This is a genomic window from Microbacterium sp. LWH11-1.2 (genome assembly GCF_038397745.1).
Classification (GTDB): domain Bacteria; phylum Actinomycetota; class Actinomycetes; order Actinomycetales; family Microbacteriaceae; genus Microbacterium.
The window spans coordinates 3,838,156-3,861,896 of sequence record NZ_CP151636.1; the positions used below are offsets into that span (position 1 = coordinate 3,838,156).

Sequence of the window (23,741 nt, forward strand, 5' to 3'; positions counted from 1 at the left end):
GAACGGATGTCCGAGTTGAGGCTGCGCGAGGATCTGAGGGCGATTCCGGACTACAGGCCCGGCAGAGCGACGACGCAGTCGGCGTCCGACGGACCGATCTACAAGGTCTCCTCGAATGAGAACCCCTATCCTCCTCTGCCGTCCGTGGCGGCGGCGATCGCCGATCGCGTCTCCCACATCAACCGCTACCCGGAGACAGCCGCGACCGCGCTCACCGCGCTGCTGTGCGCCCGGTTCGACGTCGAGCCCGCGAACGTCGTCCTCGGGAGCGGATCGGTCGAGGTCGTCTCCCAGCTCATGCGGGCGACGGCCGGCGAGGGCGACGAGGTGCTGTTCGCCTGGCGCTCGTTCGAGGCGTATCCGATGCTCGTACGCGCCGCCGGCGCCATACCCGTGGCCGTCCCGCTCACCGCCGACCACCGTCATGATCTGGATGCGATGCTGGCCGCGATCACCGACCGCACGCGTCTCGTCATCGTGTGCAACCCGAACAACCCCACCGGCACGACGATCGGCGCCGAGGAGCTGACGGCGTTCCTCGATGCGGTCCCTCGCGACATCGCCGTCGTCATCGACGAGGCCTACGTGCACTTCAACGAGCGCGCGGACTCCCCCTCCGGCATCGAGTACTTCCGCCGCTACGACAACGTCGCCGTCGCGCACACGTTCTCGAAGGCGTACGGCCTCGCCGGACTCCGGGTCGGCTATGCCCTGGCTCCCGAGCGACTGGCGAACGCGCTCCGCAAGGTCGCGATCCCGTTCGGCGTGACCGATCTCGCCCAGACGGCGGCTGTGGCCTCGCTGAACGCCGAGAGCGAGCTCTCGGCCCGTGTCGCCGATCTCGTGACCGAGCGTGAGCGCGTGGTACACGCGTTCCGCGACGCCGGCATCGACCTGCCCGAGACGCAGGCGAACTTCATCTGGGTGCCGTTCGGCGACGCCACCGTCGCGGCTGCCGAGCTGCTCGAGCAGCACGGACTCCTGGTGCGCCCTTTCGCGGGCGAAGGCTTCCGCGTGACGATCGCGGAGCGCGAAGCGAACGATCTGCTGGTGCAGCTCGCGCCCGAGCTGGCACGACTCGTCGCCCCGGCGGCAGTGGGCTGAAGGGCGCGCCTCAGCTCTCCGTGAAGCGCTCGAAGCGGGCGAGTGACGCCATCGCGGCGTCGGCGTCGGCCGGCGCCGCGAAGTACTCGGGTGGCACTCCCCTGCTCGCGGTCGCGTGCATCCAGCATCCGATGACGCGTCCGTCCTCGACGAGCGTCGCGCGCACCATGCCGTTCTTCCCCGGGCCGACGGTCGCGAGGTGCTCCGGCGCGCAGACGGTCGTGCGGTCGGCGTAGGAGAGGTAGTACTCGTCGAAGGCGCCGAGGGCGAGGACGGATGCCGCCCCCGGGGCGCGCCGCGGACGCTCGATCGCGACGAAGAGGCCCTCGGCGACCTCGTCCACGCGTCCGGCAGCACGCACAGCCGCCTCGCGGGACTGGCCCAGCGTGAGCCCCGACCACCAGGCGAAGTCCGCGACCCCCGCCGGCCCGTGGCCGGTGATGTACCGCACGAACAGCTCGGCGAGCGGATCGTCGGGGCGCGCGTGATCGCGGATGTGATCGTCGACGAGCACGAACCGCTGCTCACGCGTCATCCCCTCGCGGGCGACGACCGGCCCCTGGCAGATGAGTCCGTCGATCGTGAGCACGAAGAGCAGGTGGAGCCCGCGCTGACCGGTGGGGTCGATCCCGACGCCCTCGAGGATCTCGAAGATCTCCGCACGCGTCCGACCGCCGTCGTGCAGCGCCGGGGTGAGGGCGCGTACGGCGAGAGCGACCATGTCGTCGTCGATGCCGAGGTCGCGGTGCCGCCCCGCAGCCTGCTGCCGCTGCCGCGCCGCCGTCACCGAGAGGACCCAGCCGAGGTCGCGTGCCGGCAGCGTGTGCAGCGTCCCGCGCATCGGCCACGCGCGCACGAGAATCCCCCCGTCGAACGCCCGGTCCACGTCGCTCATCCGCGGCTCGCCGCGCGTGCGCACGGCGAGAGCCCAGCGCCCGGCGGTGAAGTCCTGGCTCTGCACGGCGAGCATGTGGTGCGCGGCATCCGCCACCGTCTTCGTCGGCGCGGTGAGCCGGTGCGATCGGAGACGCTCGGCCAGCAGGGTCGCGGTCTTCATGACCCCATCATGCCGGGCACCGCCGACGTCGCGCACCTGCGAGCTCAGGAGTGGAGCGTGACCTCTCGACGCGCGGGGAGCACGACGGGATGCGATCCTGCCATGACCTCCAGGACGCGGATCACCTGGCACGAGTATCCGAACTCGTTGTCGTACCAGACGTAGAGGATCAGGGTGTTCTCATCGGCGACCGTCGCCAGCCCGTCGACGATGCCGGCGCGGTGGGAGCCGACGAAGTCCGTCGACACGACCTCGGGCGACTCGACGTAGTCGATCTGCTGCCGCAGCTTCGAGTGCAGCGACACCCGGCGCAGGTAGTCGTTGACCTGCTCCTTCGAGACCGTTCGCTCCGTGGTGAGGTGGAGCACCGCGAGCGAGACGTCGGGGGTGGGCACCCGGATCGAGCTGCCGGTGAGCCTCCCCTCCAGCTGCGGAAGTGCCTTGGCCACGGCCTTCGCCGCGCCGGTCTCGGTGATGACCATGTTCAGCACGGCCGAGCGACCCCGCCGGTCGCCCTTGTGGAAGTTGTCGATCAGGTTCTGGTCGTTCGTGAACGAGTGCACGGTCTCGACGTGACCTCGCACGACCCCGTAGGCCTCGTCGATGGCCGCCAGGACCGGCGTGATGGCGTTCGTCGTGCACGACGCGGCCGAGACGATGCGGTCGCCGACGTCGATCGTGTCGTCGTTGATGCCGTGCACGATGTTCTTGAGCGGCCCCTTGCCCGGTGCCGTGAGCAGGACGCGGGCGACGCCCTTGGCCTCGAGGTGCTGCGAGAGGCCGGCCTCGTCGCGCCAGCGCCCCGTGTTGTCGACGACGATCGCATCCTGGATGCCGTAGGCGGTGTAATCGACGGATGCCGGTGCGTCGGAGTAGATGACCTGGATGCGCGTGCCGTTGGCGATGATCTGCTCGGTCTCCTCGTCGACCGTCACCGAGCCGGCGAAGCGCCCGTGCACCGAGTCGCGCAGCAGCAGGGACGCGCGCTTGATCAGATCGTTCTCGGATCCCCGCCGCACGACGATCGCGCGAAGGCGCAGGCCGTTGCCGCCGCCGGTGTGGGCGATGAGGATGCGGGCGAGCAGGCGTCCGATCCGCCCGAAGCCGTAGAGCACCACGTCGGTGGGCGCAGCGGCGACCGCGCCGACCGCCGGAGCGAGCACCTCGGCGACGTAGTCCTCGAGAGGCTGATCACTCTCGGCGTTCCCGGAGACCAGTCGTGCGACGTCGAGGGACGAGGCGCCGGGGGCCAGCTGGTGGATGGCCTGCAGGACGGCGAGGCTGTCTTCGAGACGGAGCTGCTCATGCCCGAGCTGGGCGACGCGCTCGTGCACCTCGACGAGTCCCGTGGCGGAGAGCCCGAGCAGGCGGTGGCCGTGGAGCGACGTCACCACGTCGTGTTCGCGCTTGAGTGCGCCGATGAGCGGGATCATCCGCTCGGCCAGCTCTTCTCTCGCCGTCCAGTCGTCGTGGGGTGCGGCGGAATCGTTCATCTGCGTCCTTGCATGTGTGAGCGCGCCGAGATCGCCGGCGCGCGAGGTTGCCGGGTGAGATTCGGGGGATGCCACCAGCGTACGCGTGGTCGGCGGCGGTTTCGAATCCAGGAGTGTTGCCGGAGCATGCGATCCCACTATTCGTCTACAGTGGTGGAATAATGAGTGAGGCAATCTCCGGCGCCGACGCCGATCTGATCATCCGCGGCGGGCGGATCCACACCTTCGACGAGTCGGACACGACCGTCCGCGCCCTCGCGGTCCGCGCGGGTCTGATCGTCGGCCTGGATGCCGAGGCGGAACGCCTCCGCGCGCGTTCGACGATCGAGCTCGACGGACGGACCGCGATCCCCGGCATCAACGACGCACACCTGCACGCGGCATGGCTCGGAGCCCGCTGGCCGCACCTGTTCTTCTCCGACACCCCGCCCGACCAGCAGCCCTCCGGACGCCTGGTGTCGACCGAGGCCGAACGGCGATCGGCGCTGCGGGCGGCCTGGCGCCTGCTCGCAGAGCTCGGCGTCACGAGCTACACCGAGCCGGGCATCGGACCCGGTGAGGACGACGGCGAGACCGGGTGCTTCGGCTCGGACATGCTCGCGACCTACGTCGCCCTGCACGGGGAAGGCGCGCAGACCTCGCGGGTGACGATGCTGCGGCTGTTCGGGACGATCGACGGCGAGAGCACGCTCGAGGACTTCGAGCGCGGCATCCGCACGCCGCTCCCGACGACCGATCCCCGGTGGCTCGCGATCACCGGCGTGAAGATCTTCGCCGACGGCATCCCTCCTCTCGCGACCGCGTGGGTCGACGAGCCGTACGCCGACGGCACGACCGGCGGCCTGCTCACGCGCGGCGGCCACGATCCCCTCTCCGCCTTCCACCGGATGCTGGAACTCGCAGCGTCGCTCGGACTGCAGATCGCAGTGCACGCCACGGGCGACCGTTCGATCACGGAGTTCGTGCGGGTGCTCGAGCGGTCCAACGGGCACCCGGCACCTCCCGGACCGCACTATGTGGTGCACGGCGACCTCGCGACCCTCGAGCAGATCGAGCGCATGCGGCGGCTGGGGGCGGGGTTCGCCGTGCAGCCGCTCATCGCCGCGCACACGCACAGTTGGGCCCGCGCTCAGCTGGGCGCGGAGCGGCTCGCCACCGCCTGGCCTCTCGCGGAGATGCTCGCCTCCGGCGTGCTGACCACCATCACGAGCGACGCCCCGATCGCCACGCCGGATTGGCGGCGAGGCCTCGACGCCTCGCTCGACCTGCTCGCCGCGGCGGGATCTCCGGACGACGCCGGCGAGCGACGAGCGCTGCTGCGGACCATGACCGTGGACGCAGCGCGTCAGGACGGCGCGCTGAGGTGGAAGGGATGCCTCGAGACCGGCAAGGTCGCGGACCTCGCGATCCTCGACGAGGACCCGCTCGAGCCGGGGCGCGCGTTCTCCTCGCTCGAGGTCACGCGCACGATCGTCGACGGCCGCACGGTCTTCGCTCGGGAGTGAGCACGCTCGGACGGAGCACCTTCGGGACGGAAACGGCGGGCGGCATGTTCACGCATGCCGCCCGCCTCTGATCCCCCTCGGACCAGTCCCTGCCCCGGCGCCGCCTGAGCGGGCGCCGGGGCAGAGCTCATACCGCGGTGGCCAGCAGCACCCGCGGGCTGCCGGGGAGCGCGACCTTGTCATGCACCTTCCACCCGGCGTCATCCAGCCATCCGCGCACCTGCGCCTCGGGATACACGACGGTGCCGTCGATCACGAGGTACTCCCCCGCGTGCAGGGCATCGAGGCCGCGCTGATCCGCGTCGTCATCCAGGAAGAAGTCGAGCACCGTCAGAGTCGCGCCGTCGACCGCGGCCGCCCGCAGGTTGCGGAAGATCTGCGCGTTCTCCTCCGCGGTGAAGCGGTGGATCACGTGGTTCGCGTAGACCAGGTCGTATTCGCCCCGCGGCGTCGCCGTGGCGGTGTCGCCGACCTCGACCGCCGTCCGATCGGCGACACCTGCGGCCTCGACCGCGTCGGCGATGCCGTCTTCGAAGCCCGGAGCGTAGACGAACGTGGTGTGCAGCCCGGGATTCCCCGCCATCACCGAAAGGGCGAACTCGGCGGACAGCCCGCCGAAGTCGAGCGCTCGCGTGGCGCCGGTCAGGTCGAGGTGTCGGCCGAATTCCTGCGCGTGGAGACGGTTGTACGTCATGACACCGGCCATGAATGTCGCCCAGCGCGCGTCATCCATCTGCAGATCACCGGGCTCCGTGGTGTCGACCGTGTGCCCGAACTGCAGCCAGTGCGGATAGCTGATCTCGCCGAGGAAGGTGAGGAAGGGGGCGAGATCGACCTGCGCCTCGGCACCGGTGAGGTACGCCGCAGCGTCGTCGGCCACCGTGTACCGCGCATCGGTGCGCACGAGCAGTCCCTTCGCCGCCATCGCGTCGACGAGGATGCGGGCGATGCGCTCGCTCACCCCGCAGCGCACGGCGATCGCCTCGATGGTGTCGGCGCCGTCGGCGATCGCGGCGAAGAGCCCGATGCGGCTGGCTTCGAAGAGCTGCTGCGAGGCCATGTAGCCGGTCGCGATGTCGAGGATGCGTGCGGCATCGGGGGCGTGGGTGGTCGTCATGGTTCTGCCTTTCATGGGTGAGCCGCAGGAGTGCTGCGACTGCCTGCGTCTGGGAGATGGAGAATCGGCGCTAGGCCGTCAGGAAGCTCTGTACGGCGGTGCGGAACTCGGCGGTGTGCAGAGCCGTGACATGGTCGCCGGGGACCCGCATTGCACGCGCGTCCGGCAGCAGCGCGGCGAGCGCGTCGATGCCGTCGGACATCGTGTCGTGCACGCCTCCGACCAGGAGCACCGGCATCTCCGGGCCTCGAGCCTCAGGCGCGAACGGCTCTGCGGCCAGGCCCTCGATCAGATCGAGCAGCTGCGCCGACCGGGCGCCGGGCAAGGAGACCATGTGCACGATCATCGCCGTGAGCGGGTCCTGCGGGGCGGGTCCGCCGCCGATCGCCGCCCTCGCAGCCGCGAGGTCGAGATGACCGAACGGCTCCGCAGCACTGAGCCCGCCGAGCACGAGGCGGCGCACCCGCGCGGACGGATGCTGCGCCAGATCCCAGGCGAGACGTGCCCCGAGCGAGTAGCCGACGAGGTCGATCTCCTCATCGCCGACCGCGAGCGCCAGCGCGTCGATCACCGCCGATGTGGCCGCGGTCCCCGTCGCAGGGCTCCGGCCGTGTGCGGGGAGGTCGACGAGGACCCGAGGACGATCGGTGAAGACCGCCGCCCACTCGGCATCCGGCCAATCCTGCTTCCCGCGCGACGCGAGGCCGTGCAGGAAGACGACAGGCCGGCCGGAGCCGCGGTGGTGATCGGTGTGCAGGGAGATCGTCACGGCGCGCCGTCCTCTCGGATCGGGCGCGTCGCCGTCAGCGGAGTCGCGCCAGGAACTGGTCGATGTAGGTCTCGTAGTCGGCGATGCGCTCGCCGTCCGGGTACATGAGGTTGATGACGGTCGCTCCGACCGCGACCGAGATGTACTCGTTCGCCCTGGCGCCGAAGTCCTGGTCGCGGATCGTGCCCTCGTCGCGCGCGGCTTCCATCCGCTCGATGAGCGACGCCCGCCAGGCAGCGAGGTGGCTCCGGTACAGGTCCGCGAGCGACTCGTTCGCCATCGCGTACTCCCACAGGGCGAGCAGCACCCGGCCCGCGGCGATCTGTGCCTGATCGCGCGGGATCGTGGCCTCCAGGAACCCGCGCAGCGCGGCATCCGCCGTCGTCGGCTCCGCGCCTGCGGCCTGAACGCCCTCCGACATCTGCTGCAGGATCGTCTCGAAGGTCGCCGCGACGATGCTCTCCTTGCCGGGGAAGTAGTGCTTCAGCGCTCCGTTGGCGAAGCCCGCCTCGGCGGCGATGCTGCGCATCGTCGCCGCTTCGAAGCCACCCTTGAGGATGATGCTCTTCGCCACCTCGACGATGTCCCGTCGACGCTGGTCGTGATCGATGATCTTCGGCATGGAGTCCTTCCGGCCGGTCGTGGACGACGCGATGATCCGGCCTGGAGCTACCGTACCGCCGCATCGCGCACCTCCCGGAGAGCGAGCCATTCGGCACGTCGTCCTCGCTGGGCGACGGGGTCTGCGACCGGAGAGGCGAGGCGCAGCCGCTCGGAGTACGGATGCTGCGGCGACCGCGTGACCTGTTCCCCGTCGCCGATCTCCACGATCTCGCCCCGGTACATGACCGCGACCCGGTGGCAGACCCGGCGCACCACGCCGAGGTCATGAGACACGAAGAGGTAGGCGACGCCGGTGTCTCGCTGCAGCTCGATGAACAGGTCGAGGATGGTCGCCTGCGTCGTGAGGTCGAGCGCGCTGACCGGCTCGTCGCACACGATCAGGCGAGGTCCGCGCACGAGCGCCCTCGCGATCGCGACGCGCTGACGCTGTCCGCCCGAGAACTCGCTCGGATACCGATCCATGGACGACTCGGGCAGCCGCACGCGATCGAGCATGTCGCGCACCCGGCTCTCGGCGGCCTTCGCGCCGATGCCCGTGGTGAGCAGGGGTTCGGCCAGGATGTCGCCGATCGTCATCGCGGGGTTCAGTGAGCCGTACGGGTCCTGGAACACGACCTGCACATCGTCGGCGAGCGCACGTCTGCCCCGACCGCCGAGGCGGCTGATCTCGTGACCGTCGAAGCGGATGGAGCCGCTGGTGACCGGCGCGAGTCCGAGGATCGCCTTGCCGAGAGTCGATTTGCCGGAGCCCGATTCCCCGACCAGCCCGAGGCACTCGCCCGGCGCGATGTCGAGGGAGATCCCGTGCAGTGCGCGGAATGCACGGCGTCCGTGGCCGTAGTCGACCACGAGGTCTTCCACTTCGAGCAGGGCAGTCATGCCGTCACCTCCGTGGTCTGCACGACCGGGCGCTCGGCACGGTCGAGATCGGCGCGGTCGAGTTCGGCGCGCCCGGCGACATCGTCGAGTGACGCCGAGATGAGGGCGCGCGTGTAGTCGGCGGCCGGCGTCGCGAAGAGTTCGTCGACCGGGCCCGCTTCGACGATCTCGCCGCCGCGCATCACGATGACGCGATCGCAGATGTCGGCCACGACGCCGAAATTGTGGGTCACGATGAGCAGCGCCATCCCGTATTCCGCCTGCAGCTCACGCAGGAGCTCGAGCACCTCCGCCTGCACGGTGACGTCGAGTGCGGTCGTCGGCTCGTCGGCCACGAGCAGCGAGGGCTTGCCCGCGATCGCGCCGGCGATCAGGACGCGCTGTGCCATGCCGCCGGAGATCTGGTGCGGGTAGCTGCGCAGGACGCGGACCGGATCTGTGATGCCGACGCGGACGAGCATGGCTCGAGCGCGCTCCTTCGCCTCGACCCGGCTCAGCCCGTGGGTCCGCCGGAGCGGCTCGATGAGCTGGTGGCCGATCGTGTAGGACGGGTCGAGGTTGCTCATCGGCTCCTGCGGCACGTAGCCGATCTCCCGCCCGAGCAGCGCGTGGCGCTGCTTCCCACTCGCGCGGCTGATGTCCTTGCCGCCCACCCAGATCGCATCGACCGTCGCTCGCCCTGTCGATGGCAGCAGGTCGAGCACCGAGAACACGGTCTGCGACTTGCCCGACCCCGACTCCCCCACGATCCCGACGACCTCGCCGGGCGCGATGTCGAGGGTGACACCGTGCACGACCTCGGTCTCGCCGTTCGGCGTGACGTGCGCGACACGGAGGTTGTCGATGCGGAGCGCGGCGTGCGCGGCTTCGTGCTGGGCGCTGCCCGTGGCCGAGGTCGATGGCCCAGCGACGACGGCATCCGCCTTTCGACGCGACGCCCGTGGGGTGCGCACCTGCACCAGCTCGGCGAGGGTCGACCCCATGATCGCCAGGACGGCGATCGTGAGCCCGAGTGCAGCCGACGGCCAGAGCAGCATGAGCGGATAGGTGAGCATGAGGCGGAAGCCCTCGAGCATCATCGCGCCCCAGCTGGGGACGTTCGAGTCGCCGATACCGAGGAACTGGAGCCCGGCCTGCATGCCCATCGCGATGCCGGCCGTCAGCGCCGTCTGGATGATCACGGGCGGATACACCGCTCTGATCACGTGGCGGAAGATGATGCGCGCGTCCGACAGTCCGGAGACGCGGGCGGCGTCGATGTACGGCTCGCCCCGCACAGCGAGCGTCTGCGAGCGCGAGATCCGGAAGTAGCCGGGCACCATGAACACCCCGACCGTCGCCATGAGCAGCTCGAAGTTGTTGCGGCTGCCTGCGGCGACCACCAGCAGGATGATCATGCCGGGGATCGACTGCAGCGCATCGCTGATCCACGTCGCGACGCGGTCGAAGACGCCGCCGAAGTAGCCGGCCGCCACACCGGACGGCACGCCGAGCACGAGCGCCGTGACGACCGTGATGAGAGCCCCCCACAGCGTGGTGCGCGTGCCGTAGATGAGACGGGACAGGATGTCGCGGCCGGTGGAGTCCCCGCCGAGGAGGTGCTCCGGTCCCGGCGCGGCCTTCGCCGCGGCGAGATCGACGAGGTTCGGATCCATCGGCGCGAGAAGCGGGGCGAGGACGCCGACCAGCACGACCGCCGCGAAGATCGCCAACCGGATGAAGCCTCCGGGGTGCCGGAGGAAACGGCGGAACAGGCCGGACCGGCGCTTCTGGGCCGCCCTGTCGAAGGCGACACGGATGTCTGTCGTGGTCATGCGACGCGCACCTTCGGGTTGATCCAGCCGAGCACGAGGTCGAGCAGGAGGTTGATGAGGACGACGAAGACGATCGAGATGACGGTGATGCCGAGCAGCATCGGGATGTCGCCGTTCTGCGAGGACTGGTTGGTGAGCTGCCCGAGACCCGGGAGGCTGAAGATCTGCTCGACCACGACCGCGCCGGAGAGCAGCCCGACGAACATCAGGGCGATCACCGTGAGTGCGGCCGGCGAAGCGTTGCGCAGGATGTGCAGGTTGACCCTGGCGGGCGACAGGCCACGACTGCGGAGGGTGCGGACCCAGTCCTGCCGGCTCTGCGCGATCACCGCATTGCGCAGCTGCTCGGCGACGGCGACGATGCCGCCGAGGGCGAGTGAGACGGCGGGGAGCGTGATCGACCGCAGCCACCCGTCGACGGACTGCGTCGGCGGCACGTAGCCGACCGCGGGGAACCACTTGAGCTGGACGGCGAGCCACATCACCAGCACGAGGCTCACCCAGAAGCCGGGGAGGGCGAAGAGCACGACAGAGATCCCCTTGATGCCCCGGTCGAACCACGTGCCGGGTCGGAGACCGGTGATCATCCCGAACACGACGCCGATCACCGCGGTGATGAGAGTCGCGAGCGTCACCACCGACAGGGTCACCGGGACCTTGACGGCGAGCTGCTCGGAGATCGGCTGGAAGTTGCGCCAGGAGACGCCGAAGTCGAGCAGTGCCGCGTGCGAGAGCCAGTCCCAGAACTGCACGAGCAGGGGACGGTCGAGCCCGATCTTCTCGGCGAGGGCGGCCTGCTGCGCGGGGCTCGCCGTGGTGCCGAGGAGCGATGCCGTCGGGTCGCTGATCGCGAGGTGGGCGAGGAAGAAGGTGCCGATCGAGACCGCGACCAGCAGAACCAGACCGGACAGCACGCGCTTCGCCGTGAACAGAAGCATGGAGACCTCTCGGGTCGGAGGGGAAGGGGTGGGCCGGGGCGGACGCGAGCGCCGCCCCGGCCGGAGCGTCAGCCCCGAGTGATGTAGCGCAGCGTCGGGAACATCATCCCGACGACCGGCTGCAGCTGGATGCCGCTCGCTGTGTAGTAGATGTTGTTCGCCTGATACCAGACCGACCACCACGCCTGATCGACGAGAGCCTTGTTCAGCTCTTCGATGGCCGCGGTCTGCGCGTCGCCGCGCTCGGTCTGCACCTTCTCGACGAGCGGAGCGATGACGTCGTTCTGCGCGTAGTCGGGCTCGGGGTTGAACCACTGGACGCTGGTGACCTGACGAGCCACCGTCGCGACGTCGTTCCCGTCCATCGCCAGGAAGGAGATGAACATCGGGTAGTTCGGCGCGTTCAGCTGGTAGTCCGGCATCTGCATGTTGTCCCAGGTCACCGTCACCCCGAGCTCGTTGAGCGCCTGCTCGGCGGACGGCTTCCACATCTCGAAGATCGGCGACATGGGCATCGAGATCGCGAAGCCGTCGGGGTAGCCGGCATCCGCCAGCAGCTCCTTGGCCTTGCCCATGTTGTAGGCGTAGGTCTCGTTCAGCGCCGGATCGTTGATGTCGCCGCCGTCGGGGAAGACCTGGTTGGTGGCGACTCCGGCTCCGCTGCCGACGGCGGCGAGGACCGCGGCGCCGTCGAAGGCGTAGTTGAGTGCCTGCCGCACCTCGAGCTTGCCGAGCGGCTCGCTCTTGGCGCCGGTGTGGTCGGTGATCACGAGGCCCGCCCAGCCGGAGACGCGCTGGGCGACGTTCCATCCCTGCTGCCCCGCCTGCTCGAGGTTGGCGACGTCGCCGTACTGCACGTTGATCTGGCCGCTGAGCATGGCGTTGTGGCGAGCGGTGGCGTCGGTGATCGGGAAGATCGACAGCTCGGAGAACGGATACGTCGCGGCATCCCAATGGTCGGCGGTCTTGGTGAAGTGGTACTCCGCGCCGGCGACGCTCGTGGTGCTGTCGAGCACATAGGGGCCGGAGCCGATCGGCTCCTTGCCGAGAGACCCGGCCTCGATGGACGCCGGCGACATGACGTAACTGCGGCCGAGACCCATCAGATAGAGGATCGTGTCGTCGCGCTGCGTGAGCCGGATGCTGATCGTGTCGTCGTCGACCTTCTCGAACGCGGCGACATTGAGGTACGCCTCGCCGGAGCGCGGGCCGGCCTTGAGGTATTCGAGGCTCTTCACCACTGCATCCGCATCGACCGGGGTGCCGTCGCTGAAGACCGCGTCGGTCCGGATGTCGAGGTCGATGCTGAGATCGTCGTCGGCGACGGTCCATTCGGTCGCGAGCGACGGGATGGGCGCGCCGTCCTCGTCGAGGGCGATCAGCGCGTCGTAGACCGCAGAGAGGTAGGGACCGTCGAAGCCGATGTCGGCCAGTGACGGATCCCAGGAGGTGACGTCGAGGAAGTTGCCGATGTTGAGAGCGTCGGGTCCTTCGGCGCCGCTGCCGTCGGACGGTGACGGAGACGTTCCGCCGCTGCAACTGGTGAGCGCGAGGGTCGCGGCCACTGCTGCGGCGAGCGCGAGGGGCATTCGTTTCATGGTTCCTTCTCTCGGATGCAGGGAGGGTGAAGAAGGGTTCGAAGAGCCGCTGGCCGGAGAGCCGGATCCGACGCCACTTCGATGTGTCGTGCTGTTTAGTCTACATGCGTGGAAAAAGAGCGCAACAGCGATCTTCGCCCGACGACCCAGCGATCATGCCTCCCGACGCACCCGGCTTGTCCGAGCGCGCAGGACTCGTCGGCGAGGACGGGTCTGGCGCTGCTCAGGCGGCGATGTCGAACCGTGCGCGGCCGCCGAGGCGGGGTGTGCGGGTGGGATCGACGCACCGGGGCGGTGTGAACCAGACCCGGGCCGCGATACCCGTGCCGTCGATGTGGATGTCCCACCCGTTGTCGTGGATGCGGTGATGACACGTCTCGCAGAGCAGGACCCCGTTGGCGAGATCGGTGGGCCCGTGATCGCGTTGCCACCAGCGGATGTGGTGGGCTCTCGTCATCTCGGGCGGGAGCCCGCACATCGCACACCCGCCATCCCGTTCCACGAGCGCCAGGCGTTGCGCCCGGGTGAAGAGGCGTTTCTCCCGACCCCAGTCGAGCATCTCGCTGCGCTCGCCCATGACCCACGGGATGATCCCTCCCCCGGCAGCCATCCGCCGCGCGGCGCCCACACCGACTCGCTGGTCAAGGCCGTCCACGGTCGCTGATCCGGCCCCGGACTGCAGATCATCCAGGGTGAGCCGGACGATCACGGTCGCCCCGGCAAGCGGCATCCGCGATTCGCATCCCAGGATGTGCGCGCAGAACGCGGCCAGGGCATCGGCCTGAATTATCGCCACTGTGCGGCGATCCGCATCCGCCGCCTCCGCATCGGGGGCATCCTTCCGGGCAGCGAACGCCGCCGACACGAACCCGCGGATCGCGGTCACCACCGGTGCCGCGGTCTCCGCATCGAGCACCGCACTGAGGTGCACCATCCCATCGCGTTCGAAGATCTTCAGCGCCCGCTTCGCCCGCTTCTCATCCTCCTTCGGCTGCACACCATCGGGATCCAACCAGGCCTCAGCCCGAGTGATCAGCTTCCGCAGCTCATCCAACCCCAACCCGACCGCACGCTCCGCAAGCAGCGTTTCCGCCTCGAGGATCCGTTCCGTCCCCGCCACGACGCGGCACCGGTCCAACAACGCGATGATCAGCCCCGCGGCCGCCACACCAATGACCCCAGCAGCCAACGCTGCCCGCAACACCTCGTACCGGGCGGGCAACCGTGCCCCCAACAGGTCTGTGCGGGGTGCGGTAGCCTGCCCCACCGTCACCAACCGCGACGCATCACCCGACGAGATTCCGGTGGTCGCGGCGATCAGCTTCGCCGCCGTCCGGAACCCGTACTCCTTCGCCAGGCTCCCCGCCCCGAGCTCTCGCCGCGACTCGTGCGCGATCCCGGCGGCGACGTCGGCGTGCACAGCATCCGCGCATCGCTGCAGCGCCCCGAGAGCGTCGTTCACGGCGATGAGCTGCTCCCGCGACAACCCCATCGCGTCATCCGCGCCCGCCCACGCCACATCGAGACGGGCGACCGCCTGATGCAATCCGGTGAGCTTCGACATACCCCGATTCTACGGTGCGTACACTCTATATTCGAAGCTATGTTCGAAGTGAATGCTGATAGATCGGCATACTGCGCCACCACCGCACGCCCCGCGGGAATCCCCCGAGCTCCGGACTCGTTCTCCCCCTCGGACGCTCCACGAAAGGCGCACGATGACCCCTCACCCCCGCGGTTCGGCCTGGCCGCCGCTGCTGGTCGCCATCGCCCTCGAAGTGTCGGCCACACTCGCCCTGCGCGCAGCTGAGGGCTTCACGCATCCGCTCTGGCTCATCCTGGTGGCCATCGGCTACAGCGGCTCGCTCTGGCTGCTGTCGATCGTGCTGGATCGCGGGATGCCGGTCGGCGTCGCCTACGGGATCTGGTCGGCGATCGGCGTGGTGCTCACCGCGGTCCTCGGAACGGTTCTGTTCGGCGAGCTGCTCGGCCCGGTGCAGATCGTCGGCGTCGGGGTGATCGTGGTCGGAGTGCTGCTGGTCGAGCTCGGATCCCACGCACGCGACGGCGCAGGGGCGGCGTCATGACCTGGCTGCTGCTCGCCCTCGCGATCGCGAGCGAGGTCACCGCGACTCTGAGCCTGCGCGCATCAGAGGGACTGCGTCGCAAGCGCTGGATCCCCGTGATCGTCGTGGGCTACCTCGCCGCATTCACCCTGCTCGGCGCGATCCTCGCGATGGGGATGCCGGTGGGCGTGGCCTACGGCGTCTGGGCCGCCGCCGGCGTGGCCCTCACCGCGGTGCTCGGTCGCGTCATCTTCAAGGATCACTTCTCCGCCATGATGGCGATCGGGGTCGCCCTGATCGCGGTCGGGGTGGCTCTCATCGAATTCGGCGGCGCCCACTGACGCAGGCCGGCCGACCCGCGCGACGTCCGCCGCCGGGTCACCACACCCCGTCGGCCCTCACCTCCCGGTCGACCCAGCATCCGGCGAGCGCGGCCCGGACCTCCGCGCCGTGATCGCGGGCCAGCGCCAGCGCCGCGTGGTTCTGCTCGAGCTGCGCGACCCGTGACGCGCCGAACAGCACGTTGGACGTCGCGGGATTCGCCAGACAGAACGCGATGCCGAGGGCGGCGGGAGAGACACTGAACTCTCCAGCGACCCGCTCGACCTCCGGGTAGATCTCGGAGATCCGCTCCCGGATGCCTCCGACGTCCGCGCCGATCTTGCGCTGCGGCGCGCGACCCGTGGCGAGGATGCCGCCCTCGAACACGTCGGACGCCTGCAGGGTCAGCGTGCCGTCCGCGAACAGCGGCCCGTACGCCTGCCCCTCCGCCATCGAGCGCCGGGCGATGCCGTATTTCAGCTGCGCGAACACAGGACCGGCGACCCCCTGGGTCGCAGCCTCGGCCAGGGCCGCTCGCGTGTGCTCGATGCGCCAGTTGTTGATGCCCCAGGAGCCGACGAGCCCTTCGTCGATCAGCTCGTCCACGTCGGCGACCAGACGCGGCAGGTCGGGCGCGTCGATGTAGTCACCCACGACGAGCGTGTCGAAACGATCGAGGCCGGCGCGGCGGAGCGACTCGACGATCTGCGCCCGGAAGCCCTGGTTCGGCCAGTCCCACAGCCAGAGCTTTCCGCACAGCACGATCTCGGAGCGGTCCACCCCGCTCCTGCGGAGCGCCTCCCCGAAGAGGATGTCCGTCCTCGAGTTCTCTGCGTGCGGACCCATGTTGTAGAAGGCGACATCGAAGAATCCGGCATCGAGGTCGACGGCGCGACGGATCAGCGAGACCGCATCATCCTGCGACATGCGGTCCCACGTGTTCCAGGACCCGAGCGCGAGCGGCGGCACCGGTGCGCCGCCCGGGCGCAGCGGCCTCCGGGCATATGTCTGATCGGGCATGACGACTCCTTCGGGACGCGCGAATGCGGGGTTGTGTTTTTCTATGTTTGTAGAATATAACGGAGACACCCCCGTCGCGACACCGTCAGTGAGGACGAACATGACCGAATCCCCCCGCCGCATCCTGGTCACCGGAGGCGCCTCCGGGCTCGGTCGCGGCATCGCGGCCGCGTACCGCGCCGAGGGCGCCACCGTCTTCATCGGAGACGTGGACGCGGATGCCGCCGCCGAAGCCGCAAGCGCGATCGGCGCGACCGCTCTCACGCTCGACATCGGCGACGAAGCATCCGTCCTCGCCGCCGCCGAGCGGATCGTCGCGGCCGGCGGACTCGACGTGCTCGTGAACAACGCGGGGATCGTCGCCGGCGGAGGCACCCTGCAGGAGGTTCCCGTCGACGTGGTCGACGCCGCGCTCCGCGTCAACGTGCGCGGCACCTTCCTCATGCTGAGGGTCTTCGGAGCCCTCCTCGCCGAGGCCGGTCGCGGCAGCATCGTGAACATCTCATCGATCGGCGCGCGGCAGCCCACACCGGGCCTCGGCCACTACGAGGCGACGAAGGCCGCGGTCGACGCCCTCACGCGTACGGCAGCGATCGAGCTCGCCGCCTCCGGCGTCCGAGTGAACGCCGTCGCCCCCGGCCCTGTCCTCACTCCCCTGACCGCCGCGTTCGCCGACGACCCGCAGGCCCGCGCCGCCTGGGAGTCGCGCATCCCGCTCGGCACGATCGCCGAGGTCGACCAGATCACCCCGCTCGTCCTGTTCCTCGCGAGCGACGCCGCCAGCCACATCACCGGGGTCTCCGTCGCCGTCGACGGCGGACAGCTCCTGGTCTGAACCGACTTCGCCCTCACCGGACAGGACATCATGACGATCCCCACCACCACGCGCGCGGCCGTGCTCACCGCGCACCACGAGCCGCTCACCCTGCAGGATCTTCCCCTGCCGACCGAGATCGAGCCGGGCGCCGCTCTCGTCCGCATCGCGTGCACCACACTCTGCGGCACGGACATCGAGATCTGGGAGGGACGGATGACCTTCCCCGGCATGCTCCCGATGGTGCTCGGTCACGAGATGGTCGGCGAGATCGTCGCCGCCGGCCCGGAGACGAGAGACGCCCTGGGCCGCCCGCTCGCCCCCGGCGACCGCATCGGCTGGTCCGAATCGACCTGCGGCGAATGCCACGGCTGCGTCGTGCTGCGCGAGCCCGTCGCGTGTTCCCGCCGCGGCTACGGTTTCCTGCAGCGCGCGGACGTGCACCCCTTCGCCGCCGCCGGTCTCGCCGAGTACGCGTACGTCACTCGGGGCGCGGCCAAGCTCCTGCTGCCGGCATCGGTCAAGGACACCTGGGCCTCGATGGCGGGATGCGCCGCGAAGACCGTCCTCCGATCCTTCGAGCGCGGCGGACGCATCCGCCCCGGTTCGACGGTCGTGGTGCAGGGCTCCGGTGCTCTCGGCATCTTCGCCACCGCGGTCGCCAGGATCGCCGGCGCCGGCCAGGTGATCACGGTGGGCGCGCCGGCCGCGCGTCTCGAACTCGCCGCGCGGTTCGGAGCGGATGCCGTCGTCGACTTCCGCGAGGGACCGGTCATCGAGCAGGTCATGGAGCTGACCGACGGTCGCGGCGCCGACCACGTCTTCGACTTCGCCGGCGCTCCGAGCGTCGGCCCCGACGCGATCGGCATGGCCGCCCAGCGCGGCACGGTCGTGATCGTCGGCTCGACCGGCCCGACCGGTGACGGCTTCCCGCTCAGCACGATCATGGGCAAGGAGCTCACCGTGGTCGGCTCCCTCAACGGCGACATCTCCGACTACGCCCGCGCGATCGACTTCTTCACCGCCTTCGCCGGCCGCTTCCCCTGGGACGACCTGTTCAGCGCACCCGTCGGATTGGCCGATGCTTCCGCGAAGATCGCGAACATGCACCACCTCGATGAGGTCAAGGCCGTCATCGACCCGAGACTGTGAGGACCACCGTGACCACTCCCCTCGCTCGCCGCGAGATCGGCCGCAGCGGCATCGACGCCTCGCTGCTCTCGCTCGGCTCCTGGCACACCTACGACCGGATGGACTTCGCCGACGCGGTCGCGATGCTCCGTGAGGCCGTCGACCGGGGCATCAACCTGTTCGATGTGGGCGTGTACTCCGCGCCGGGCATGCCGCCGGTGTTCACCGACGTCATCTTCGCAGGCATGGTCCGCGCAGCGGGGCTCCGCCGGGACGAGTGGCTGCTGTCGTCGAAGCTGTGGCTCGAGTCGTTCGGGGCCGAGGGATTCCGCCCACAGCTCGAGAACGCGCTGATGCGCGTCGGCGTGGAGCACGCCGACCTCGTGATCCTCGGCGACCTCCGTCGCGACGACCTCGATCTGCGCGATCTCGTTCTCGACCTCGCCGGATTGACGGATGCCGGGCTCATCCGCGCCTGGGGCGTGAACAACTGGTCCGCAGCGAGCATCCAGCAGCTGATCGACATCGCGGCGGCCGAAGGGGTCGCGGGTCCCCAGATCGCTCAGCTCAAATACAGCGTCTCGCGGCGTTCGATCCCCGATGGGGAGCCGTTCGCCCGCCTGTGGGAGCAGGGCCTCACGCTGCAGGCATCCGACTGTCTCGAGGGCGGCGTGCTGGCGGGCAAGATCGCCGGCGACCGGCAGATCGGCCGTGACCCCGGCGACATCCGCGAGCGGATCATCGACGACGTCCCCGCATTCACCGCAGCGGCGGCGTCTCTCGACGTCTCGCCGGCGCAGCTGGGCATCGCCTTCACCCTGACCCATCCGGCGCTCACCACCACGCTGTTCGGGGCATCGAGCGTCGAGCAGCTGCGCGCGAACCTCGACGCCGCCGCCCTCGTCGACCGCATCGGGGCGGCCGAGCTGCGCCGTCTCGTCGAGCCGTTCTGGGCGGACCGCGACGTGGTCTCGCCCGAAGGACCCTGACCCCCGCGCTTCGTCACGCACAGCGAACACCCACCAAGGAAAGAGACCATGACCGCCACCGCCACAGCCGCCGGCCGACCGACCGTGACACCGGTGCCCTTCGACCCCGAGGTGCAGGCCGTGCTCGACGAGCTCGCGAGGAACCCGCAGCCCGCTCTCACACGCGCGACGCTCCCTCGCGAAGGAACGGATCGGATGTTCCCCGACAACGACTCGGTGATCTCCGGCCGCGACATCGACTGGGAGGATCGGGTCATCCCCGGCCCGGCTGGCTCCCCGGACATGGAGATCACGATCTTCCGTCCCCGCGGCAGCACCGGCGAGGTCCTCCCCGCTTTCCTCAACATCCACGGCGGCGGCATGATCGTCGGCCACCGCTCGTGGGAGACCGCGCGGGTCGTCGACATCGTCGCCGAGCACAGGGTGGTCGCCGTCAACGTCGAGTACCGCCTCGCGCCCGAGCATCCGTTCCCGGCAGGGGTGGAGGACTGCTACGCCGGATTCGCTTGGCTGCATGAGAACGCCGCCGCACTCGGCGCGGACCCCGACCGCATCATCGTCGGCGGCGGGAGTGCGGGTGGTGGCCTCACCGCCGCCGTCGCCCTCATGGCACGCGACCGGCAAGGGCCGGTCATGGCGGGCCAGCTGCTGCTCTGCCCCATGATCGACAACACCAACACCACGGTCTCGAGCCGGCAGTACGACGGCATCGGCACGTGGCAGCGCGAGATGAACCTGCTCGCCTGGTCGTGCGTGCTCGGCGAGGAGCTCGCCTTCAGCGCGGAGGCTCCGGCCTACGCGGCCGCCAGCCGCGCGACCGACGTGTCGAACCTCCCTCCGGCCTTCATCGAGGTCGGCGAAGCGGAGGCGTTCCGCGATGAGGACACCGAGTACGCCCTGCGCCTCTGGGCGACGGGCGGCCAGGCCGAGCTCCATGTGTGGGGCGGAGGTGCGCACGGCTTCGACATGTACATGCCGGATGCCGAGATCTCCCGCGCCGCGCTCGCCGCCCGCGCCTCCTGGCTGCGCCGCACGTGGAGCAGCGGACGATGAGCCTGCCCCCTGTCCCCTACGATCCCGAGCTCGTCGCGGGACTCGAGGCATTCGTGAGTCTCGTCGAGATCATCCCGCTGCGCGCCGACACCATCCACGCGAACCGCGACCACTTCGCCACGATCATCCCGCCGATGTCCGTGCAGGTCGAGGGCCGGGCCGTGAGCTGGGAGGACCGCGTCATCCCGGGGCCGCCGGGAGCGCCGGACATCGAGATCACGATCGTGCGACCGCGCAGAGCAGCGACCGCCCCCGCCCCGGCGGTGCTCTCGATCCACGGCGGCGGCATGGTCCTCGGGACGAGGTTCTTCGGCACGGGCGAGCTGATCGATCTCGCAGAGCGACACGGCGTGGTCGGCATCGCCGTCGAGTACCGCCTCGCCCCGGAGCATCCGGGCCCCGCGCAGGCCGAGGACTGCTATGCGGCGCTGGAGTGGATGGTCGCCCATGCCGAGGAGCTCGGCATCGACCCGGACCGGATCATCGCGTCCGGCGTGAGCGCGGGCGGAGGGCTGTCAGCTGCCGTGGCGCTGATCGCCCGCGACAGAGGAGGGCCACGACTGGCCGGACAGCTCCTCGGCTGCCCCATGCTCGACGACCGCAACCAGACCGTCTCGAGTCGTCAGTACGACGGCTTCGGCGCGTGGGACCGCAACAACAACGACACCGCCTGGGATGCGATCGCCGGGACCGAGCGGTTCACCGACGCGGTCTCGCCGTACACCGCACCGGCACGAGCGACGGATCTCGCCGGCCTCGCGCCGGCGTTCATCGAGGTGGGCGCCGCCGAGACCTTCCGCGACGAGGCGGTGGACTACGCCCTGCGCATCTGGGCGACCGGCGGTCAGGCCGAGCTGCACGTCTGGGCAGGCGGATATCACGGCTTCTCCGGGTTCTCCCCCGATGCCGCCGTGTCGAAGGCGGCGGACGACGCCCGCGAGAGCTGGCTGCGCCGCACGCTCCGCCTCGACGGATGAGCATCCCGGTCTCCGGCGAACCCGGGCGCCCGCGGATGGGCACGCTGCACGCGATGCTCGTGCTGGGGATGCTGGAGGCCTTCGGTCCGCTGTCGATGGACCTGTATCTGCCGCAGCTGCCGCAGCTGGCTGCCTCCCTCGCGACGACCGAGGCACTCGGCCAGGCGACGATGTCGGCGTGCATGATCGGGCTCGGACTCGGGCAGCTCGTCGCGGGGCCGCTCAGCGACCGCTACGGCCGGCGACTCCCGCTGATGGCGGGGGTGACGGCTTTCGCGCTGCTGTCGGCGCTGTGCGCGATGGCGCCGAGCATCGAGCTGCTGCTGCTCGCCCGTTTCCTGCAGGGACTCGCCGGCTCCGCCGGGATCGTGATCTGCCTGGCGATCGCCCGTGACCAGTTCGACGGCGTCGAGCTCTCCCGCATGCTGTCGCTGCTGTTCCTGGTCTCGGGCACGGCGCCGATCATCGCTCCCGTGGTGGGCGGGCAGCTCGCGCGCATCATGGACTGGCGAGGGATCTTCTGGGTGCTCGGCGGTGTCGGGATCGCCCTGCTCCTGGTCGTGGTTCTCGCGCTGCCGGAGACCCTGCCCTCCGCCGAGCGGCACGGGGGCGGCCTGCGAGCACTCGGCGGGCACGCGGGCGCCGTCGTGCGCGACCGCCTCTTCCTCGCCGTGCTCATCGCCGCAGCGGGTGGCGGTGTCGCCTTCTTCACCTACCTGTCGATGTCCTCCTTCGTCCTGCAGGACGAGTTCGGCCTCACCCCGCAGGAGTTCAGCCTCGCCTTCCCTGCGGGGGCGCTGGCCAGCATCGTCGGCGGACAGACGAGCCGCCTGGTCGTGCGCCGCTGGGGACCGCTGAACGTGTACCTCGGCGGGATCACCACGACCCTGGTCGCGACGACGATGTTCCTCGTGCTCGCGATGATCGGCACCGGAGTCACCGGGGTCGTCGCGGCACTCGTCGGCTTCATGCTGTGCTCGGGGATCGGCGGGCCGAACGGGCAGACGCTCGCCCTCGCCCACCACCGCGCCAGAGCAGGCACCGCGTCAGCGCTGCTCGGGATGGCGACCTTCCTCTTCGGGCCGGTCGTCGCGCCGCTCGCCGCAGGGATCGGCGGCACCGATGCCGTGACGATGGCCCTCACCATGACGGTCGCCGCAGCGGCGTCGGCCTTCGCCGCCTGGGTGTTCGTTCGACCGGCGGCTCGCGGCTGAGCCGCGTGGGGCGGCGTCTCAGTACCGCGCCGAGAACGCCCCGTCGGACTTGAGCAGCTGACCCGAGATCCAGCGCCCTTCGTCGGAGACGAGGAACTCCACGACCGCCGCGACGTCGGCCGGTCGACCGAGTCGACCGAGCGGAGTCATCTCTCCCAGCTGGGTGCGCGTCTCGTCACCCATCCATCCGGTGTCGATCGGGCCGGGATTCAGCACGTTCGCCGAGATGCCCCGTGGACCGAGCTCGCGCGCCGCCGAGATCACGAGCCGATCGAGCGCGCCCTTGGACGCGCCGTACGGCAGGTTGCCGGTGACGTGGTCGCTCGTGAGCGCCACGATCGCGCCGCCGTCGTCGCCGATCTGGCGCGCGAACGCCGCGATCAGCAGCAGGCTCGCTCGGGCGTTCACCGCGACGTGCAGGTCGAAGCTCTCGGCGGTCGTGTCGAGGATGCCGGACTGCACGTCGTGCGCGTGACTCAGGATCAGCGCCGAGATGGTGCCGTGCGCGGTGGTGACCTCGGCGATCAGAGCGTCAGGGCCCTCCGCTGTCGAGAGGTCGGCGGGGTGATCCGCATCGCGCAGGTCGCTGGTGACGACGGTCCAGCCGGCCGCGCGCAGACGCGGCACGATGCCGGCCGCGATGCTGTTCGCGCGCGCGGCGCCGGTGATCAGAGCGAGGGGCATCCGGCCACGCTACCGGACCGCATCAGCGGTCAGAACCCGAGGCACATCACGGCGACTCCCGCCGCCATGGCCCAGGACTCGGTCGTGAGCAGGCGCGCGGTGCGCCCGTGGTGCACCGGCTCGATGACCCATTCCGCGACGACCGTCCACAGCACGACGCTGATCACCCCGACCACGACGACGACCGAGAGCAGCCCCGACAGCCCCTGGCCATGACCGTGACCTGCCACGGCGGCGGCCTGGCCGGTCGACGCGCTCTCGAAGGAGCAGATCGCCATCACCAGCGACACGAGCGCGCGGTGGCAGCACGTGGCGGCGGCCGGCGTTCCACGGACCCCCATGGTCCCGAGCATCGCGGAGAGCAGCAGCACCGCACCGAGGATCAGGCCGAGGACGGGACCGCCCTCGCCGACCGCCACCAGCAGCATCACCGCCGCCATCACGAGAGCCGACTGCCTGCCCTGCCAGGGCACGGAGCGCCACGCGGCCACGCAGGCCGCGGCCGAGACGATCGCCGCCGCGGCCATCAGCCACGGCGCCGCCGGCAGGAGATGCTCCACCCGCGAAGTATATT

The 23,741-nt window shown here is 70.1% G+C and carries 23 protein-coding genes; 10 read left to right on the top strand and 13 right to left on the bottom strand.

Features of this window, described 5'->3' with window-relative positions:
- Nucleotides 1-6: 6 nt before the first annotated feature.
- Nucleotides 7-1,104 (top strand): histidinol-phosphate transaminase, encoded by a 1,098-nt coding sequence (gene hisC, locus MRBLWH11_RS18790; RefSeq protein WP_341945924.1) that lies wholly within the window; start codon nt 7-9, stop codon nt 1,102-1,104.
- A 10-nt stretch (nt 1,105-1,114) separates the two neighbouring features.
- On the opposite strand, the gene MRBLWH11_RS18795 is transcribed toward hisC, so the two are convergent.
- Both MRBLWH11_RS18795 and MRBLWH11_RS18800 read right to left on the bottom strand, forming a co-directional pair.
- A complete protein-coding gene (locus MRBLWH11_RS18795) occupies nt 1,115-2,161 on the bottom strand; it encodes a winged helix DNA-binding domain-containing protein (RefSeq protein ID WP_341945925.1) in 1,047 nt (348 codons plus the stop codon).
- Between the two features lie 44 nt (nt 2,162-2,205).
- A complete protein-coding gene (locus MRBLWH11_RS18800) occupies nt 2,206-3,654 on the bottom strand; it encodes a glyceraldehyde-3-phosphate dehydrogenase (protein ID WP_341945926.1) in 1,449 nt (482 codons plus the stop codon).
- A 161-nt stretch (nt 3,655-3,815) separates the two neighbouring features.
- Here MRBLWH11_RS18800 and MRBLWH11_RS18805 point away from each other — a divergent pair, with 161 nt between their 5' ends.
- Nucleotides 3,816-5,159, top strand: a complete 1,344-nt coding sequence (locus tag MRBLWH11_RS18805; RefSeq protein ID WP_341945927.1) for an amidohydrolase family protein — start codon at nt 3,816-3,818, stop codon at nt 5,157-5,159.
- A 127-nt stretch (nt 5,160-5,286) separates the two neighbouring features.
- Here the strand turns inward: MRBLWH11_RS18805 and MRBLWH11_RS18810 are convergent, their stop codons facing one another.
- The 8 genes from MRBLWH11_RS18810 to MRBLWH11_RS18845 all read right to left on the bottom strand — a co-directional run bounded on the left by MRBLWH11_RS18810 (nt 5,287) and on the right by MRBLWH11_RS18845 (nt 14,360).
- Nucleotides 5,287-6,276: a methyltransferase dimerization domain-containing protein gene (locus MRBLWH11_RS18810; RefSeq protein WP_341945928.1), complete on the bottom strand. Its 990-nt coding sequence runs from the start codon at nt 6,274-6,276 to the stop codon at nt 5,287-5,289.
- A gap of 70 nt (nt 6,277-6,346) precedes the next feature.
- Nucleotides 6,347-7,045, bottom strand: coding sequence for an alpha/beta fold hydrolase (locus tag MRBLWH11_RS18815; RefSeq protein ID WP_341945929.1), 699 nt, complete (start codon nt 7,043-7,045; stop codon nt 6,347-6,349).
- A 34-nt stretch (nt 7,046-7,079) separates the two neighbouring features.
- The gene (locus MRBLWH11_RS18820) at nt 7,080-7,667 is read right to left on the bottom strand and encodes a TetR/AcrR family transcriptional regulator (RefSeq protein WP_116636879.1); all 588 of its coding nucleotides are present in this window, start codon (nt 7,665-7,667) and stop codon (nt 7,080-7,082) included.
- A 47-nt stretch (nt 7,668-7,714) separates the two neighbouring features.
- Complete coding sequence (locus tag MRBLWH11_RS18825; protein WP_341945930.1) at nt 7,715-8,548, bottom strand: ATP-binding cassette domain-containing protein; 834 nt, start codon at nt 8,546-8,548, stop codon at nt 7,715-7,717.
- A complete protein-coding gene (locus MRBLWH11_RS18830) occupies nt 8,545-10,362 on the bottom strand; it encodes a dipeptide/oligopeptide/nickel ABC transporter permease/ATP-binding protein (protein WP_341945931.1) in 1,818 nt (605 codons plus the stop codon). The genes MRBLWH11_RS18825 and MRBLWH11_RS18830 overlap by 4 nt, the downstream gene beginning before the upstream one ends.
- Nucleotides 10,359-11,300, bottom strand: a complete 942-nt coding sequence (locus tag MRBLWH11_RS18835) for an ABC transporter permease (protein WP_341945932.1) — start codon at nt 11,298-11,300, stop codon at nt 10,359-10,361. The genes MRBLWH11_RS18830 and MRBLWH11_RS18835 overlap by 4 nt, the downstream gene beginning before the upstream one ends.
- A gap of 68 nt (nt 11,301-11,368) precedes the next feature.
- Complete coding sequence (locus tag MRBLWH11_RS18840) at nt 11,369-12,898, bottom strand: ABC transporter substrate-binding protein (protein ID WP_341945933.1); 1,530 nt, start codon at nt 12,896-12,898, stop codon at nt 11,369-11,371.
- A gap of 223 nt (nt 12,899-13,121) precedes the next feature.
- Nucleotides 13,122-14,360, bottom strand: a complete 1,239-nt coding sequence (locus MRBLWH11_RS18845) for a DUF222 domain-containing protein (RefSeq protein ID WP_341945934.1) — start codon at nt 14,358-14,360, stop codon at nt 13,122-13,124.
- 256 nt (nt 14,361-14,616) lie between these two features.
- On the opposite strand from MRBLWH11_RS18845, the gene MRBLWH11_RS18850 reads away from it, so the two are divergent.
- Together MRBLWH11_RS18850 and MRBLWH11_RS18855 are read left to right on the top strand one after the other, a co-directional pair.
- A complete protein-coding gene (locus MRBLWH11_RS18850; protein ID WP_116634729.1) occupies nt 14,617-14,985 on the top strand; it encodes a multidrug efflux SMR transporter in 369 nt (122 codons plus the stop codon).
- Nucleotides 14,982-15,305 carry an SMR family transporter gene (locus MRBLWH11_RS18855; protein WP_116634728.1) on the top strand — a complete coding sequence of 108 codons (324 nt, stop codon included), beginning with the start codon at nt 14,982-14,984 and terminating at the stop codon, nt 15,303-15,305. Before MRBLWH11_RS18850 ends, MRBLWH11_RS18855 begins: the two co-directional genes overlap by 4 nt.
- 37 nt (nt 15,306-15,342) lie before the next feature.
- On the opposite strand, the gene MRBLWH11_RS18860 is transcribed toward MRBLWH11_RS18855, so the two are convergent.
- Nucleotides 15,343-16,305 carry an aldo/keto reductase gene (locus MRBLWH11_RS18860; protein WP_341945935.1) on the bottom strand — a complete coding sequence of 321 codons (963 nt, stop codon included), beginning with the start codon at nt 16,303-16,305 and terminating at the stop codon, nt 15,343-15,345.
- Between the two features lie 100 nt (nt 16,306-16,405).
- Between MRBLWH11_RS18860 and MRBLWH11_RS18865 the strand changes: the two genes are divergently transcribed.
- Genes MRBLWH11_RS18865 through MRBLWH11_RS18890 form a run of 6 tightly spaced genes read left to right on the top strand, consistent with a single transcriptional unit; the run spans nt 16,406 to nt 22,483 of the window.
- Entirely contained in the window at nt 16,406-17,140 is a 735-nt protein-coding gene (locus MRBLWH11_RS18865) for an SDR family NAD(P)-dependent oxidoreductase (protein WP_341945936.1), read from the top strand.
- Between the two features lie 30 nt (nt 17,141-17,170).
- Nucleotides 17,171-18,271 (top strand): zinc-binding dehydrogenase, encoded by a 1,101-nt coding sequence (locus tag MRBLWH11_RS18870; protein WP_341945937.1) that lies wholly within the window; start codon nt 17,171-17,173, stop codon nt 18,269-18,271.
- 8 nt (nt 18,272-18,279) lie between these two features.
- Complete coding sequence (locus tag MRBLWH11_RS18875) at nt 18,280-19,239, top strand: aldo/keto reductase (protein ID WP_341945938.1); 960 nt, start codon at nt 18,280-18,282, stop codon at nt 19,237-19,239.
- 48 nt (nt 19,240-19,287) lie between these two features.
- Nucleotides 19,288-20,292, top strand: coding sequence for an alpha/beta hydrolase (locus MRBLWH11_RS18880; protein WP_341945939.1), 1,005 nt, complete (start codon nt 19,288-19,290; stop codon nt 20,290-20,292).
- On the top strand, nt 20,289-21,269 hold the full coding sequence (locus tag MRBLWH11_RS18885; protein WP_116634724.1) for an alpha/beta hydrolase: 981 nt from the start codon (nt 20,289-20,291) through the stop codon (nt 21,267-21,269). Before MRBLWH11_RS18880 ends, MRBLWH11_RS18885 begins: the two co-directional genes overlap by 4 nt.
- Entirely contained in the window at nt 21,266-22,483 is a 1,218-nt protein-coding gene (locus tag MRBLWH11_RS18890) for a multidrug effflux MFS transporter (RefSeq protein ID WP_341945940.1), read from the top strand. Before MRBLWH11_RS18885 ends, MRBLWH11_RS18890 begins: the two co-directional genes overlap by 4 nt.
- A gap of 18 nt (nt 22,484-22,501) precedes the next feature.
- On the opposite strand, the gene MRBLWH11_RS18895 is transcribed toward MRBLWH11_RS18890, so the two are convergent.
- Together MRBLWH11_RS18895 and MRBLWH11_RS18900 are read right to left on the bottom strand one after the other, a co-directional pair.
- Nucleotides 22,502-23,167, bottom strand: a complete 666-nt coding sequence (locus MRBLWH11_RS18895; RefSeq protein ID WP_341945941.1) for an SDR family oxidoreductase — start codon at nt 23,165-23,167, stop codon at nt 22,502-22,504.
- Between the two features lie 29 nt (nt 23,168-23,196).
- Nucleotides 23,197-23,727 carry a hypothetical protein gene (locus MRBLWH11_RS18900; RefSeq protein WP_341945942.1) on the bottom strand — a complete coding sequence of 177 codons (531 nt, stop codon included), beginning with the start codon at nt 23,725-23,727 and terminating at the stop codon, nt 23,197-23,199.
- Between the last annotated feature and the right edge of the window lie 14 nt (nt 23,728-23,741).